Source organism: Pseudomonas sp. Os17, from assembly GCF_001547895.1.
GTDB lineage: Bacteria > Pseudomonadota > Gammaproteobacteria > Pseudomonadales > Pseudomonadaceae > Aquipseudomonas.
Window position 1 is genome coordinate 3,347,634 of the sequence record NZ_AP014627.1, and the last position, 17,706, is coordinate 3,365,339.

Sequence of the window (17,706 nt, forward strand, 5' to 3'; positions counted from 1 at the left end):
ATGGATATCACCCCAGCGAAGGCTACACAGGACATCCGCCTGCCCAATCAGCGGCCGGCCCAGCGAGCATCGGCTACGTCGGCGCCACGACCGCGGCGACAGATCGGTGACGGACCCCGGGACGCGGCGCCCGCACAGACGCCGCGAGTAGCGATTGTCGGCTTTTCCGGGCGCTTTCCCGGCGCCGACAATGCCGAGCAATTCTGGCAGTTGCTGATGGAGGAGCGTTGCGCCATCAGCGAATTGCCGTACTGGCACCTGCCGGGCATCGCCGAGCGCGCGCACCTGCGCGAAACCTTCAGTTGCCCCGGCGGTTTCATCAACGATCCCAGCGCTTTCGATGCCGACTTCTTCAAGATTTCCGCCCGTGAAGCCGAGGCCATGGACCCCCAGCACCGGCTGGTGCTGGAGCAGACCTGGGCCGCGTTCGAAGACGCCGGCCTCTGCCCGCACGCCTTGCGCGGCAGCAACACCGGGGTGTTCATCGGTGTGTCGTCCGCCGACTACAACGGGCTGCTGGCCCGTGCCGAGGCTGGCACCCATGACGCCACGGGCAACGCCCATTCGATCATCGCCAACCGCATTTCCTTCCTGTTCGATTTCCATGGCCCCAGCGCCCCCATCGATACCGCCTGCTCCAGTTCGCTGGTGGCGATACACCGGGCGGCGCAGGCGATCCTCAACGGCGACTGCAGCCTGGCGGTCGCCGGCGGGGTCAACCTGTGCTTCGAGCCCATGGTCTTCATTGGCGCGCTCAAGGCCGGCATGCTCAGCCCCACGGGGCGCTGCAAGGCCTTCGCCGCCGACGCCGACGGCTATGTCCGGGGCGAGGGCGTCGGGATCCTGATCCTCAAGGATTATCAGCAGGCCCTGGCCGACGGCGACGCCATTGTCGCGACCATCATCGGCTCGGCGGAAAACCATGGCGGCCATGCCAACTCGCTGACCGCCCCCAACCCCAGGGCCCAGGCCGAGCTGATCAAGCAGGCTTGCCGCGGCATCGATATCAGCAGCATCGGCTACGTCGAAGTCCACGGCACCGGCACGCGCCTGGGCGATCCGATCGAAATCAGCGGGCTCAAGCAGGCGTTCGCCGAGCTGGGGGCCGCGCCTGAGCAGCGCTGTTACCTGGGCTCGGTGAAAACCAATATCGGCCACCTGGAATCGGCGGCCGGCGTCGCCGGGGTGATCAAGACCCTGCTGGCCCTCAAGCAGGGGTACCTGCCCAAGAGCCTGCACAGCGAGCAGCTCAATCCCTATATCGATCTGAGCGCCAGCCCCTTCGAGGTGTTGCAGGCCGGGCGGGAATGGCCGCCAGCGACCGACCAGCGCGGGCAGCCGCTGCCACGCCGGGCCGGGGTCAGCTCGTTCGGTTTTGGCGGGGCCAATGCCCACGTGGTGCTGGAGGCGGTGCCGGCGCCGACCACGGAGGTGGAGCCGGGCGTGGCGGCAACCGCATTCGTGCTGTCCGCCAGAACCGCCGAAGCCCTGCAGGTGCGGGTCCAACAGTTGATCGAGCTGATGCAGCGCCAGCCGCAACTACCCCTGGCCGAGCTGGCCGCCAGCCTGCAACTGGGCCGCGAGGCGATGGAGTATCGGCTGGCGATCATCGCCCACAGCCGCGACAGCCTGTTGAGCCAGCTGCGGGCCAGCGGCCCGGGCGAGGGCACCAGCCCCGTCGGCCAGATCGCACCGCAGCAAGTGCTTGACGCCCTGCAACGCCAGGACCTGGTCACCTTGCTGAAGCTCTGGCAGCAGGGCGCGAGCGTGGACTGGCGGCCGCTCTATTCGCAGCCGCTGCCACGGCGCCTCTCGCTGCCGACGTACCCGTTCAGCCGCGAGCACTACTGGATCAGTGCATCTGCAGCACTGCAGCACAGGGGGCCGGCGGCCTTGCATCCGTTGCTGCAGCGCAACACCTCGGACCTTTCGGGGCAGCGCTTCAGCAGCCGGTTCAGCGGCAACGAATGGTTTTTCAGCGAACACCGGGTCAACGGCCTGAAGGTCCTGCCGGGGGTGGCGTACCTGGAAATGGCCAGGGCGGCGGTTGAGCAGTCACTGGCCGCCGAGGGCGCGCTGGTGAGCCTGAAAAACATCGCCTGGCGCCAGCCCATGGGGCATGCCGGCGCCGACCTGGACATCGATATCGAGCTGACCGAGCAGGATAACGGCGAAATCCGCTTCGAGATTCGGGGCGCCACGGCCGACGGCCCGAGCTATTGCACCGGTGTCGCCCTGGTTGGCAGCGCCGAGAACCTGACGCCGCTGGACCTTCATGCCATCGAAGCCGCCACCCAGGAGCAGCGGATCGCGCCGGAGCAGTGCTACACGCACTTTGAGCAGATGGGACTGGCCTATGGCGAGGCCTTTCGCCGGCTCGGCAGCTTGCAGGCGGGCAATGGCCAGGTCCTGGCCCGGTTGCAGTGGCAAGCGGCCAGGGATCCGTGCCGCTTGCCTCCCGGCCTGCTCGACAGCGCCTTGCAGGCGGCACTGGGGCTGGCGTTGCTGGACCCGGATCAAGCGCACTCCGCACACCAGCCGCTGGTGCCCTTTGCACTGGACAGGATGATCCTTGGCGACCTGCAACTGCTGGAGCAGCCCTGCCGGGCCTGGGTGCGCTACAGCGCCAGTCATCAGCCGGGGCGCATCAGCAAGCTCGACCTGGACATCTGCGATGAACAGGGCCGCGTCGCGTTGCGCCTGCAAGGTTTCTCGTCGCGGACACTGGAACCGGCCAGCGTGCCCCAGCTGGTGATGACGCCGCTGTGGCGCGACAAGGCCCTGGCCAATCCCACCCAGCGTCACCTGGCTCGGCAACTGGTGGTGCTGGCCGCCGCCCCCTCCCTTGACCTTGTGCCATTGGCCGAGCAATGCCAGGCCCTGGCGGGCACGGACCGGCAGGTCCGCATCGAGTGCTTGCCGGCGGTCGCGCAGGACCCCGCGCAGGCGCTGCCGGTCCTGGCCGGGTGGCTGCTGGAGCGCTTGCGCGCCGGCCCGGCGGACACCCTGGTGCAACTGGTGCTGGTCGACCCTGAGCAGGCCACCGCGAGTCACACCGCGCTGCTGGCGTTGTTGAGAACGGCGAAGAACGAAGGCCTGATCGCCGCAGCCCAGGTCATCGAGCTGCAGGGCAGCCTCAGCCCGCAGTGGCTGGTGGACAACGCCCGGGAGGAAGACGAGCGGATTCGCTACCGCAACGGCCAACGTCAGGTGGCGTCCTGGCAACAGGCCTTGCCGGCCCGGGGAACCGCCCCGGCATGGCGTGCTGGCGGGGTTTACCTGGTGACCGGCGGCACCGGTGGCCTGGGATTGTTGCTGGCCGAGCATATGGCGCAGCAAGGCCTGGGCATCAGCTTGATCCTGGCCAGCCGTTCGGCCGGACAATTGTCGGCCGAGGCCGCCGGACGAATCGCCGCAATCGAGGCCTTGGGCAGCAAGGTGCGCCTGGAGACCCTGGACGTCGCCGACCCCGCCGCGGTCGAAGCCTTGATTGCTCGGTGCGAGCAGGTATCGGGCGGCCTCAACGGGATTTTCCATTGCGCCGGTATTACCCGCGACAGCCTGCTGCAGAACAAGAGCGCGGCCGATCTGGCGGCGGTGTTGGCGCCCAAGGTGGCGGGGGTGCTGAACCTGGACCGCTCCAGCAGCCATCTGCCGCTGGATTGTTTCGTGCTGTTTTCATCGGTGAGCGCGCTGATCGGCAATCCGGGGCAGGGCGACTATGCCCTGGCCAATGCGTTCATGGACGAGTGGACCGGCTGGCGCAACGCTCAGGTACAGGCCGGCCGCCGCCAGGGCCGCACGCTGGCGATCAACTGGCCGCTGTGGCGCAACGGCGGCCTGCAGATCGACGGGCAACGCGAACAACTGATGATCCAGCAGACCGGCATCCAGCCCTTGAGTGACCGTGGCGGCCTGGACCTGCTGCAGCGGGTGCTGGCCGACACCAGCGGCGCCGAACGCTGGATGGTGCTGGAGGGGGATATCGCCCGGATCAGGCACTTCATTGCCGAGCGCTGGCACGAGCCGCAAGCGCTCCTGTTCGATGAGCCCGCCGCCGCAGCCGTGGCCCCTGTGCCAGCACCAGTACCAGCGGCGGCGCAGGCCATGCCGGATGAGCTGGAGGCGCTGGCGGTGCGCTATTTCAAGCAACTGCTGTGCAACACCCTCAAGCGGCCCCTGGAGAAGATCGACCGCGACGCGTCGTTCGAACGCTACGGGGCCGACTCGATCATGCTGGCCGAGCTGACCAGCCAACTGGAGCGCACCTTTGGCTCGCTGCCCAGCAGCCTGCTGTACGAGTACCAGACGGTGGGCGAGCTGAGCGCCTACTTCAGCCGCCAGCACCCGCAGGCCCTGCGCCAGTTGCTGGTGCCCGAGCGGGCCACGCCCCGCACGCCCGAGGACGCCAGCCTGGCGCCGCGTCATGCACCAACCCCAACCCCGGCACCGGCAGTGCAGCGGCAGCGCAGCCGCCAGCAACGCCAGGCGCCGCCGGCGGCCAACCACCGCGACCTGGCGATCATCGGCATCAGCGGGCGTTTTCCGGGGGCTGAAAACCTGGAAGTGTTCTGGCGCAAGCTGGCCGCGGGTGAGGACCTGATCGGCGAGGTGCCGGCCTCGCGCTGGGATCACCAGGCGTACTTCGACCCGTCCCGCGAGCGCTTGGACAAGACCTACTGCAAGTGGGGCGGCTTTCTCGACGGGGTCGAGGATTTCGATCCGCTGTTTTTCAACCTCTCGCCGCGAGAGGCCCCGATCATCAACCCCAATGACCGGCTGTTCCTGGAAACCTGCTGGAACCTGCTGGAAAGCGCCGGGATCACCCGGCAGCAGGTCAAGCAGCGCTATCAGCAGCAGGTCGGGGTGTTTGTCGGGGTGATGTACCAGCAATACCAGGCGTTCGAGGCCGATCTGGTGCGCGAATCCCTGGTCTCGGTGACGTCCTACAGCGCCATTGCCAACCGGGTGTCCTATTTCTTCGACTTTCAAGGGCCGAGCCTGGCGATCGATACCATGTGCTCATCGTCGATCTCGGCGATCCATGCCGCCGGCGAGGCGCTGCGCAATGGCGACTGCCGGCTGGCGATCGCCGGTGGCGTCAACCTGACCCTGCACCCGAAAAAGTACATCGGCCTGAGCGTCGGCCAGGTCCTGGGCAGTCATGCCGGCAGCCGCAGCTTCGCCGACGGCGACGGCTATCTGCCGGCCGAAGGCGTGGGCGCGGTCCTGCTCAAGACCCGGGCCGACGCCGAGCGCGATGGCGACCCGATTCTGGCGCTGATCAAGTCCACCGCGACCAACCATGGCGGCCATACCCATGGTTTTTCGGTGCCCAGCGCCAAGGTCCAGGCTGCGCTGATCGCCAGCAACTTCGAGCGCGCCGGGATCGACCCGCGCACCGTCAGTTATGTCGAGTCGGCGGCCAATGGCTCGGCCATGGGCGACGCGATCGAGCTGAGTGCGCTGAACCGGGTGTTCAGCGAGGCGGGGGTCGCGCCCCACAGCTGCGCCATGGGTTCGGTCAAGTCCAACATCGGCCATGCCGAAGCCGCCTCGGGCATGTCGGCGCTGAGCAAGCTGGTGCTGCAGCTGCAGCACCGGCAGTGGGTGCCGTCGCTGCTGCTGGGCCCTCTGAACCCCAAGCTGGACTTTGCACAGTCGCCGTTCGTGCTGCAACGCACGCTGGCCGACTGGCCGCAGCCGGAGCTGGACATCGATGGCGTGCGGCAAGGCGTGCCGCGCCGGGCCTCCCTCAGCGCATTTGGCGCCGGGGGCTCCAATGCCCACCTGATCATCGAGGAATACCCGAGCCCGCCCGAGCCGCCAGCCCAGGAGGAGGGCGCTGTGCATATCGTGCCGCTGTCGGCCGTCAGCAATGCTTCGTTGCAGCAGGCCCTGGTCCGCCTGGCGGAGCATCTGGACGGGCATCCCCAGATCCGGCTCAAGGACCTGGCCCATACCCTGCAAAGCGGACGTGAAGCGATGCCGCTGCGCCTGGCGTTGCGGGTCGGCAGTTGCGCCGAATTGCGCAAGCTGCTGGCCGAGATCCTGGGGACGCTGGAGCCGGGGCAACCCATGACCGCCCTGTCCGCAACCGATTGGCCCCTGGCCTATGGCGATGTCGAGGCGGTGCCGGCGGCGCTGGCCAGCTTGTTGTGCGGCCCGGGGGGCGAGGCCCTGGGCGAGGGGCTGATCGCCGCCCAAGACCTGCAACAGCTGGCGCTGTTCTGGACCCAGGGCGGCGAGGTGCCGTGGCACAGGCTCGCGCAAAACAGCGGGGCACGCCTGATCGCGCTGCCCACCTATGCCTTTGACAGAAAGCGCTACTGGCTGGAGCCACCCGGCGCGCCCGAGGCCCAGCAGGATGCGCTGCCCGAGGCCGATACCCCCTTGCACGTTACGGGAGCCCCCTCCGAGACCGCCGCCGAACAGGGCCGGCGCCTGCTCGCCGAGCTGTTGGGGATGCAACCCAAGGAGCTGTCACCGAGCAAGCCCCTCAACGCCTACGGTGCCGATTCCATCGTGATGCTGCAGTGGGCCATGCAGGTGCAGACCCGGATTGATCCGCGGGTGGCCCTGGCCGACCTCCAGCAGTGCTCGACCCTGGGCGAGGCCCTGCAATTGCTCGGCCGGCACGCCACGCCGGCCAGCGCCCCAGACCCGGCGCTGCCTGCGCAGATCCTCGATCTGTTGAGCGGTTCGAGCTCACGCTTTCCGGAGCTGCAACGGCTCAATGCGGCGCCTGGGGGGCGGCCGGTGTTCTGGTTCCATGGCGCCCTGGGGGGCTGTGAAATCTACCAGGGCCTGGCCCAGCATGTTCAGCGCCCGTTCTACGGCCTCCAGGCCAGGGGCTGGATGACCGACCGCGCGCCGTTGCAGGGGATCCAGGCGATGGCGGCCTATTACGTTCAGGTCATCCAGTCGGTCCAGCAGCAGGGGCCCTATGACCTGGGCGGGTACTCCCTGGGGGGCATGCTGGCTTATGAAGTGACCCGCCAGTTGCAGGAGCTGGGGGATACCGTCAGCAGCCTGGTGATGCTCGACTCGCCGGACGTGACCGGTGAGCGTACCGCGCGCCTGGCCGACAAGACCCGGTTGCTGCAGACGGTCAACATGTCCTTGCAGATGACCATCGGCCAGACCCCCGAGCGCTTCGCCGAGGTGTTGATCCACCGTGACGCGATCGACCTGTCGCTGCCGCCGGCAGACTATCTGCAGCAATTGACCACGCTGGCCCGCCAGCGCGGCCTGAAGGCCAGCGACGAGCGCCTGCAGCAGCTGATGGCGCAAGTCACCCGGCTGCAGCAGGCGTATCAGGTCGAGCACTATCGGATCGAGCCCCTGCCCAGGGCAGCGGAAGTGGCCTGTTACTACTTCCGCAACGCCAGTGGCTTGTGGATGGGCGAGCTGGAGCCGTTTTTCTCCACCGACAGCCAGGAGTTCGCCGCCTTCAACCACGCCGACTATTGGCAGACGTGGCAGCGGCAACTGCCGAACTTCGAAATGATCGAGGTGGCTTCGGCCAACCACATGACGTTGCTGACCCAGCCGGACGTGTTCAGGGTGATCGCTCGGTTCTGCGCGGCCCTGTATGCCGAGAAGCGGGTGGAGAATGCCGTTGGATAGGGCCGCGAGCGGTCTCTCCACCCTTGGGGTGAAGGGCTCAGGCGGCTTTTTTCAAACGCCAGAGTTTGTACGCCAGATGGCCATTGCGGTAGGCCTTGACCCCGCTCTCGTCGAAGAAGTGCAGCATGGTGTCGAAGGCGTGCCAGACCTCGGGCGGCAGCGGTTCACTCTGCTGTTTCTTCTCGGCCACCAGTTGCTTGAGCAGGTGCTTGAGATGGCCCTGGTCGCTTTCGAAGGCCCTGATCACGCCATCGGAAATGTCGGCATGTTCCTCCACCTTGAAGCCGGCGTGCTCAATCATTGCCTGGTGCTGCTCCAGCACGTTGCTGAAGAAGTCGACACCAATGCTGTCGCGCTCGGACAGGGCGCTGGTGTTGTCGCCCTTCATGGTGTCGGCGTAGAAAAACCGGCCGTCCTGCTTCAACACACGGCGCACCTCTTCACCAAAGGTGTTGAGGTCGGGGTAGCAGTGGGACGACTCGATGTTGATGACCGCGTCGAACTGGTTATCGGCAAAGGGCAGTGCCATGGCGTCGCCATCGACGAAGGTCAGCCCGTGCAGTGGGTGCACCCGCTGGCACAGCTCGATGTGCGCCGGGCAGAAGTCCAGCCCGGTCACGGACGCCGCGCCGGTATAGCGGATGAGGTAGGCGCAATTGCCGCCGCGTCCGGAGCCGATCTCCAGAACCTTCTTGCCCCTCAGGTCGCTATCGCCCAGCAAGGTGCGAATCAGGTTCGCCGAGCACTTCTGCTCAAGGTCTTCGTCGTTGATCCAGTCGAAGTCGCTGTCTTGGCCCAGGTAGCCGTAGTTGAGGAAGGTCAGGCGCTTGTCGGGAAACATCCGGGTCATCATGTCGTACCACTGACTGATCGGCGATACGGTTTCGGTTCCTGCTGTCGTCATGTCTACCTCCGTGTCAAAAATAACTGCAGATGTGGCCGCCCGAGGAGCATAGCGGGCGCGGGCGAAGGCCCCCGAAGATTTTTTTTGTCGACGTCGCAGGCCGTTTCAGATCGGCTCCTATACTGCGAGCCGTCACGTCAGCCATCCATTTCAGGACGAAATTTATGCCGTATCTTTTTCAGGGACAGACGTCTTGCGTGGTGTTCATGTTTCCCGGCCAGGGCTGCCAGTTCTATCAGATGGGCCGCGAGCTCTATCAGAACAATTCGCGCTTCCACCGCTGGATGAACGAGCTCGACAGCCTGGTTCACGCCGAGCTGGGGCAATCGCTGATCGCCGGGATCTATCACGACAACAATCCGCGTTCGAAGGTGTTCGATGATGTGCGCCTGAGCCACCCGGCGATCTTCATGATCGAATACGCCCTGGGCAAGACCCTGATCGAGCACGGGATCACCCCGGACTATCTGCTGGGCGCCAGCCTCGGCGAACTGGCCGCCGCGGCGCTGGCCGGGGTCGTGTCGCTGCCTGAGGCGATCCGCCTGGCGGTACGCCAGGGGCAATTGTTCCACCAGCAGCAGGCCCCCTCGGGGGAGGGCGCGATGCTGGCGATCCTGGCCGCGCAATCGCTGTATCAGCAACTGCCGGCGCTGCACCAGCACTGTGATATCGCCGCCTACAATGCGCCGTCGCTGATGGTGGTGGCCGGCCCGTCCAGCGCCATTGCCGAGGCCGAGCGCCAGCTCAGTGCGCAGGATGTGGTGTTCCAGCGCCTGCCGGTCAATCAGGCCTTTCATTCGCGGCATATCGAGTTTCTCAAGCCCCAGGTCGAGGCGCTGCTCGGCCAGACCCGCTTCAACCCGGCACAGATCCCGGTGATCTCCTGCCTGGACACCCCGGACATGCACCGCTTCGACAGCGACCACTACTGGCAGAGCATCCGCCAGCCGATCCGTTTCTCCCAGACCCTGGCGCGGATCGAGGCCGAGGCCGCCGAGCGCGGCGAGGCGATGATCTACCTCGACCTCGGCCCCAGCGGCACGTTGGCCAACCTGATCAAGCAGAATATTCGCGATCGGGCCTTGCCGACGATTGTCTCGGTGCTGAGCCCGTTCGGCCGCGACCTGGAGAAATTCGACGAGGTGCTGACCCTCGGCCGAGCCTTGCAGCCCTTGCCGGCCAACCCTGTGCCACCGGCCGTGCCCGCCGCAGCGGCCGTGCCACCGGTTGAGGTGCCGACGCCGCGGCTGGTCCAGCGTCCCGCCACGCCAGCACCGGCCGGGCCGAAACGGGTGTATGTGTTTCCGGGCCAGGGCTCGCAGCGGCTGGGCATGGGCGCCGAGCTGTTCGAGCAGTTCCCCGAGCACGTGGCGCAAGCCGACGCCATTCTGGGGTACTCCCTCAAGACCCTGTGCCTGGAAGACCCCGACCAGCAGTTGTCCAACACCCGCTTCACCCAACCGGCGCTCTACACCGTCGGTGCCCTGGCGTTTCTCGCCAAGCAGCAGGCGGATCCGCGTAAAGCCGACTTTCTCGCCGGCCACAGCCTGGGGGAATATTGCGCGCTGTTTGCCGCGGGGGCGTTCTCCTTCGAAACCGGATTGAAACTGGTGAAGAAGCGCGGCGAACTGATGGCCCTCGCCACCGGCGGCAGCATGGCCGCGGTGATTGGCCGCAGCCCCGATGAGGTCCATTCGCTGCTGGCGCAGCACGGGCTCGATGCACTGGACGTTGCCAACTACAACTCGCCATCCCAGGTGGTGCTCGCCGGACCGGTGGAGGCGCTCAGCGAAGCCAGGGAAATCTTCCAGGCGCTGGACATCACCTTCGTGGTGCTGCCGGTCAGCGCGCCTTTCCATTCGCGCTACATGCAAGGTGCGATGCAGGCCTTTGGCGACTACCTCGCGATGTTCGACTATGCGCCGCTGCACACCCCGGTGATCGCCAACATCAACGCCGCGCCTTATCGGGACCAGGCGCTGGTGGAGACCCTGACCCAACAAATCTGCGGCTCGGTGCGCTGGCTCGATACCGTGCAGTACCTGATGCGCCAGGGCCGGTTCGAGTTCGAGGAGCTCGGACCGGGTGAGGTGCTGACCAAACTGGTCAAGAGCGTGCAAAGCACCGCGGCCTTTTCGTGACGGCACACGCCACTGGAGGCCCTGTCATGGAAAAGCCCCTGCACCCCAGCTTCACCGATCAGCTGTTTTTCATCGCCACGGTGCTGAGCCTGGAAAGCCGGCAACTGATCTCGCGCCGAGGCATCAACCGACCGTTCGGCTTTGCGCCTTTTGTCGCCGCCGCCTCGATCAACGACGGCCCGTTGCGGGTGGCCTTTGATGGCCTGAAGGCGTTTGGCTGGCTGAGCCAGCCCGCTGAGGACGAGTATTTCTTCAGCGGCCGGGCATCGGCCATCGGCACCCTGCCCATGGAAGTGGCCGAGCTGTTTTCCCGGTTGGCGCCGCAGCAGCTACCGCGCACCGAGGACATGCCCGGCCTGTGGCGTTGCCTGGAGTGCGCGGCGCTGGATTGGAACCTGCACTGTCCGGCCTTTGTTCAGGGCCTGAACCAGTTGCTGGCCCTGGTGCTGCTGCACCGGCTGCAACTCAACGGCGGGTTGGACCTCGGCACGGGCCGGGTCGACCCGCGCCGCATCGACGTTCAGCAGAGCGACGCCGAAGGTAGCCGGCGGCTGAGTGATTTCCTGCGCAGCCAGCAGTGGGTGCGTCGGGAAGAACGGCACCTGGTGCTCAACCCCGAACGGCGGGCGCTGCTGGCCGAGCGGTTGAGCGCGCCGTTCCTGGAGTATTACGCCAGCTTGCCCGCCATCCTCGACGACCTGCTGTTCAGCCAGGGCCAGCCGTGGACCGAGGTGCTGCACTGGCTTGAGGGGGCAGGGGCGTCGCTGCTCTGGCCGGGGGATCGGCCGGCGCTGGAACAGTTGCTGGGCAAGGTCTTCGATGCCCAGCCGCTGTCGGCACAGCCGGACTGGATCGTCCAGCTCGGCGACCAGGACGGCACTTGCTTGAACGAACTGCGCCAGTGGCTGCGCCAACACACGGCCCGGGGCCGGGCGCTGGACAGCTACCCCCTGCAATGGCTGACGCTTGAGCACGCCGTGCCCGGCGATCCGTCGGCGCTGCGCCAGCGGCTGCGGGATGCGGGTGTAGGGGCCGATGCGCGCATCCTGTGGCTGGGCATTGGCCAGCTCAACCGCCGAGCGCCGCAACCGAGCTCGCCGCCAGCAACGGCCCAGGCCCCGTCGCGCTTTTACCTGGGGGCCGACGGCCAGCCGCTGACAGGCGCCCAGGTGCTTGGCAGCCTCGATGCTTCGGCCCACGCACTGGCGAGCCTGATCGGCGATCAACCGATCCTGCTCAGCGAGCGGCACTGGCGCCCGAACGGGCCCCGGGCCGATCACTTTGCCTGTGACTACCCGGTGGAGGCGGCGCAGTACCTGATGGCGCTGGCAGGCGCCGGGTTGTTTGCCGACCCGGGGAGCTTGCACCCGCGGCCCCTGGACGGCATCGACTGCGAGGCCAGCAGTGGCTGCTACCGGGCCCGTGATTACCGTGTGCGCCCGGTGACGCTGGCGGACATGCCGGCACTGCTGGCGCTGGAGCAGGCCTGCTGGCCCGAAGGCGGGCGGGTGGACGCGGCCATCCTGCGCCGCCGCTTGAGCCAGGACCCCGCCGGGCAACTGGCGCTGGAGTTCCAGGGGGCGTTGGTCGGGGTGATCTACTCCCAGCGCATCGCCCGCATCGAGGAGCTGTTCGCGGTGAACTTCGCCACGGTCGACCAGCTGTTTCACGGCCAGGGCAGTACCGTGCAGATCCAGAGCCTGAACATCCTGCCGGAACATCAATACAGCGGCTATGGCGATCAGTTGCTGGAGTTCATGCTGCAATACTGCACCCTGCGCAACGGTGTCGACACGGTGGTCGGCGTCACCCGTTGCAAGGACTATCCCAAGCACCGGCACCTGGCCCAGGCGGATTACCTCCATGGCCGTGACGAGCGCGGCGTGCTGCTGGACCCGGTGTTGCGCTTCCACGAGTTGCACGGTGCACGCATCGAGCGCCTGGTGCCCGGTTATCGTCCCGCCGATGCCGACAACCACGGGCACGGGGTCCTGGTGCGCTATGACCTGGCCAGCCGCCAGCGTCAGGAACTGACGCCGCCCCCGACCCTGGCTGCCACACCGACGCTGGCCATCGACGAAGCGGTTCGCCAGGGCGTCAATCGTTGTCTGGGCCTGGCCCTGGACAGCCGGGTTTCGCCACGCCACAGCCTGATGGAGCTGGGGCTGGATTCCGCCGATCTGCTGGCGCTCAGTGAACAACTGGCCATGACCTTGGGCCTGGTCCTGGAACCGAGCTTCTTCTTTCGCTACAACCACTTCGAAAAGATCGTCGCCGCGCTGCAGGAACGCCTCGCATCGCCCCAGGGGACGGCCCCCATCGCGACCCAGGCGACCCAGGCGGCCACGTCTGAGCCGACGCCTGCCAGCGCCGAGCATGCATTGGCGGTGATCGGCATCAGCGGGGCCTTTCCCGGGGGCGACCTGGAGGGGTTCTGGGCCGCCATTGGCGACGGCGTCAGCCAGCTGCGGCCGATACCGCCCGAACGCGCGATGGACGGGCCGCCGGGCGGCTATCTCGATGGCATCGAGTATTTCGATCACGGCTTCTTTGGCCTTTCGCCGGCGGAAGCGGCGCTGATGGACCCCCAGCAACGGTTGCTGTTGCAGCACGCCTGGTGGGCACTCGAAGATGCCGCGATCAGTGCCCCGGAGTTCGCCCGTCATCCTACGGGGGTGTTTATCGCCGCCGCGCCGAGCGAGTACCGCGACCTCGTCGAGGCGCCCCAGGCCAGCCCGTTTCGACTGACCTCGTCGGCGCCGTGCATGTACGCCAACCGGATTTCCTGGTTCCTCGATCTGCGCGGTCCCAGCGAATACTGCAACAGCGCTTGCTCATCGGCGCTGGTGGCGTTGCATCGGGCCATGCAGGCAATCAGGGCCGGCGAGTGCCGGCAGGCGCTGGTTGGCGCGGTCAACCTGCTGCTGTCGCCTGCTGAAACCGCCGGCTACCGGCAAATGGGCTTGCTCAGTGAACAGGCACAGACCCGTTCGTTCCAGGCCGGGGCCGACGGTTATGTGCGTTCCGAAGGGGTGGGCGTGCTGTTGCTCAAGCCCCTGGCCGATGCCCTGCGCGACGGTGATCGGATTCACCTGAAGATCATCGGCAGTGGCGTGGGCCATGGCGGACGCGGGCTTTCGTTGACCGCGCCGGATCACCACGGCATGCAGGCGGCGATGGTCGCCGCCTACCGCGCCGCTGGAGTGGCGCCACACACCGTCAGCCATGTGGAAGCCCATGGCACCGGGTCGACGATGGGCGATGCCATTGAAGTCGACGCGATCCAGGCCGCGCGCCGCCTGTTGAGCGGCGACGCGCCAGCCGGTGCGCCCTGGAACATCAGCAGCCTGAAACCACTGATCGGGCACTGTGAACTGGCGTCCGGCATGGCGGCGTTGTTCAAGGTGATCGATGCCATGAAACGCCAGCATCTGCCGGGCATCCCCGGCTATCGGCAGCTCAGCCCGACCATCAGCGTCGATCCGCAGCTACTGGCGTTCGAGGCTGAAAACCGCCCCTGGCCGGCGCTTCGGGATGCACAAGGTGAACCCTTGCCGCGTCGGGCGAGCATCAACAGTTATGGCTTCGGCGGCGTCAATGCCCACCTGGTGGTGGAGGAGGTTGTCGCTCGTCCGCGGGAGGCTGTGGCGGCCGTCGGGCCGCAACTGATCCTGCTGTCGGCGCTGGATGGGCAACGGCTGCGGGCGCAGGCGAGGCGCCTGAGCCAGGCGATCGACCAGCGTCCAGAGCTGTCGCTGGCCGACATCGCCCATACCTTGCAAGTGGGGCGCACGGCTCTTCAGTGCCGCTGGGCCTGCGTGGTGGACAGCAGGGCCTGCCTGCAACAACGGCTCGATGAACTGGCCCTGGGCGTGGGGGACGAGCTGTTGCCGGTGGCGGAGCCGGCGCCAGAGGACGCGGCCGCGGTGGCCCGGGCCCTGGCGGACCGCGACTGGCCGACGCTGGCCGATGCCTGGCGCCAAGGTGCGAACCTGGACTGGCGTACGCTGCGGCGCCTGGATCAACCCCAGCGAGTGAGCCTGCCGGGATACGCCTTCGCGCAGGAACGTCATTGGCTGGCCCCGCGCCAGGCCCAGGCCCAGACCCTGAAACAGGCCTGCCCGTCGCAGAACAGCCCGCGCCAGGTACTCGCCGAGGTGTTGGGCTGTGATCCGCAGACGCTCGCCGGTTGCGCGTCCCGCAGCCTGGCCAGCCTGGGCCTGAATTCCCTGGGGGCTTTGGGCCTCAAGGCCAGGCTCGAGCAGGAGTTGCACCTGTCGCTCTCCCTGGCGCAGTTGAGCCCGTACTTGAGCCTTGCCGAGGTGGAAGCCAGCCTGTCGGCACTCCCACGGCATGACGAGGCTGCGCAGGGGCCGCTCTTGCAACCGGCCCCCGAGGCTGCCCAAGAGCCTTTTGCACTCAACGACATCCAGCAATCGTTCCTGTCGGGACGCCAGTTGCTACCCGAGGCGGAACGGGTGGGGTGTCATATCTACCTGGAGTTCGACTGGCCGAACCTGGACCTGTACCGGCTCAATCAGGCGTGGAATCGCCTGGTGCTGCACCACGACGCACTGCGGCTCAGGCTGCTGGAAGATGGCCGTCAACAGGTCACGCCAGGGGCTGGCTATCGCTTCAAGACCCGTGATTTGCGCCGCAGTACTGCCGAGGAGCGCGAACGCACCCTGGCCGATCTTCGCGCCGCGATGTCGCTCAAGGTTTACCACGTCGGCCAGGACCGACTCTTTGAGGTCGCGGTGTCGCTGCTGGACCGGCAAGTCAGCCGGGTGCACCTGAGCATTGACGAGCTGATTGTCGATGCCACTTCGCTGGAGGTGCTGCTACAGCAGTGGCTGATGATCTATCAGGATCCGGCTGCCGGCTTGCCGGACCTGGGGGTGACGTTCCGCGACTATCAGCAGGCGCTGGAGGCGTTCAAGGACTCACCGCGCTACCGGCGCGACCTGCAGTACTGGCTCGACAAACTGGCGCGGGCCCCTGCGGGCCTGCTGCTGCCCAAGGCATCGCGCCCTGCGGGCCGCGAGCGTCGACGGCTGGCCTGGAGCCTGGAGCGCCACCGCTGGCAGCGACTCAAGGAGCAGGGCGCCGCCTTGCAGGTGTCCGGCACTGCGCTGCTGCTTGGCCTGTTCGGCTTGATCCTGCAGCAGGCCAATGCCGGTCAGGGGTTTTCCCTGATCTGCACCAGCTATGGCCGATTTCCCCTGCACCCGGGGATTGAGCGCCTGGTCGGGCCGTTGATCTCGACGCAGTTCTTTGCCTTTGCCGCTGCGGGGGATGCGAACCTCGCCGACTGGACGCAAGGGGTGCAGCGCCAATTGCTGGAGGACCTGGACCACGCCAGCGTCGGCGGCGTCGCCGCGCTGCGGGAAGTCCGCCGCCGTGGTGCCTCGTCAGTGCCTTTGTGCAGCGGCGAGGTGGTCTTCACCTCGATGCTCAACAACCCGCTGATCGACAGCGCGCCGAGCTTTGGCGATGCCCAGCACTACTGCGTGACCCAGACGCCGCAGGTCAATCTCGATCACCAGATGCGGGAGCAGGGCGGTGCACTGAACTTCAGCTGGGACGTGGCCATCGACTGCTATCCCGACGGCCTGATCGAGCAGCTGTTTGCCGACTATTGCCGGTTGCTGGTCAGCCTGGCGGACGCAGACGCCGACTGGCGAGGGGTGAGCGCCAGCGGATTGCCACCTGCGGCGCCTTTTCATCTGACGCCCGCTGCTGCGCCGGCACAGCCCTTTGCCTTGACCGATCAACAGCAGGCCTACGCCTTCAGCCGAGCGCTGCACCGGGGGCAGGGCAGCTCGCATCTCTACCTGGCGGTCAGCATCGAGGCCCTCGATGTTTCGCGGCTGGCCCGGGCCTGGCAACAGTTGGTGGCGCGGCATCCGATGCTGCGCACGCGGATTCTGCCCAATGGCACCCAGCAGACCCTGGAAACAGTGCCCGAGGTGCCACTGGAAACCCTGGAGCAGGGCGTTAGTTGTGCCCGGATCGCCGACGCGATGCTCGGCCGGGTGACGGCGCTGGGCGACTGGCCCCATGCCGAACTCAAGGTCAGCCGGCTGGATGAAGCCCATAGCCTGGTGCACCTGGGGGTGGACCTGCTGCTGGTCGACCTGCCCAGCCGGGACCTGTTGATCCGGCAACTGCTCGCTCTGTACCACGGCCAGTCACTGCCAGCGCTGACCCTGCATTTCGCCGACTACATCGAAGCGCTGGGGCAGTACCAGCGTTCGCCCGCAGCGCGGGACGCCGCGCTTTACTGGCAGGAAAAGTTCCGCCGGCTGCCCCAGGGGCCGCAAGTGCATGAGCGCCAGGACGGCCATGGCCCGTACCTGGAATACGAGTACCGCCTGGACAGTTGGCCAGCGCTGCGCGAGCGCCTGCAGCGAGCCGCCGTCTCGGCCGACGCCTTGCTGATCAGCGCCTATGCCTGGAGCCTGGCAAAACACGGCGCCACGCCAGGCTTTACCCTGGTGGCCCCGGGGTGGACGCGGCCACCGGTGCATCCGCAGATCGATACCCTGGTGGGCGACTTCACCACCTTGAGCTGGATCGATTTCGACAGCGAGCCCCTGACGCTCCTGGAGCAGGCCCGACGTTGCGATCGGATCTTCAGCGAAGACCAGCAACGCAGCGGCACCAGCGGCCTGCAGGCGCTGCGCAAGATGGCCACGGACAAGCAGCGACCACGCAAGCTGGATTTTCCGGTGGTGTTTACCCGGCTCAATCCGCAGGGAGCGCTGGACCTGCCGGCGGGCGCGAGGCTGGTCAAAGGCGCCAGCCGCACCCATGGCGTGGCGCTGGACAACCTCGGTATCGAGACCCGGGAGACCTTGTTGATCCACTGGGACCTTGCAGCCGATCGGCTGGCACCGGAACGGGTGGAGGCGATGTTTGGCGACTATTGCCGGTTACTGGAGAGGCTGGCGGTTGATGAGGGGGGGTGGGCGTGGACAGGCATTGATTCAGGTTCATGAGGCCCAGGCAGAGGGTGTGGCAGGGGGCGCA

Annotated in this window: 4 protein-coding genes; 3 read left to right on the plus strand and 1 reads right to left on the minus strand. The window is 66.9% G+C overall.

The genetic code is table 11. The annotated features are described in order from the left end of the window. Positions 1-7,629 (plus strand): SDR family NAD(P)-dependent oxidoreductase, encoded by a 7,629-nt coding sequence (locus tag POS17_RS14705; RefSeq protein ID WP_060839243.1) that lies wholly within the window; start codon positions 1-3, stop codon positions 7,627-7,629. A gap of 37 nt (positions 7,630-7,666) precedes the next feature. On the opposite strand, the gene POS17_RS14710 is transcribed toward POS17_RS14705, so the two are convergent. Then, a complete protein-coding gene (locus tag POS17_RS14710) occupies positions 7,667-8,533 on the minus strand; it encodes a class I SAM-dependent methyltransferase (RefSeq protein WP_060839244.1) in 867 nt (288 codons plus the stop codon). 164 nt (positions 8,534-8,697) lie between these two features. Here POS17_RS14710 and fabD point away from each other — a divergent pair, with 164 nt between their 5' ends. Both fabD and POS17_RS14720 read left to right on the plus strand, forming a co-directional pair. Beyond that, positions 8,698-10,674 (plus strand): ACP S-malonyltransferase, encoded by a 1,977-nt coding sequence (gene fabD, locus POS17_RS14715; protein WP_060839245.1) that lies wholly within the window; start codon positions 8,698-8,700, stop codon positions 10,672-10,674. 26 nt (positions 10,675-10,700) lie between these two features. After that, entirely contained in the window at positions 10,701-17,675 is a 6,975-nt protein-coding gene (locus POS17_RS14720; RefSeq protein WP_060839246.1) for a beta-ketoacyl synthase N-terminal-like domain-containing protein, read from the plus strand. The last annotated feature ends 31 nt before the right edge of the window (positions 17,676-17,706 follow it).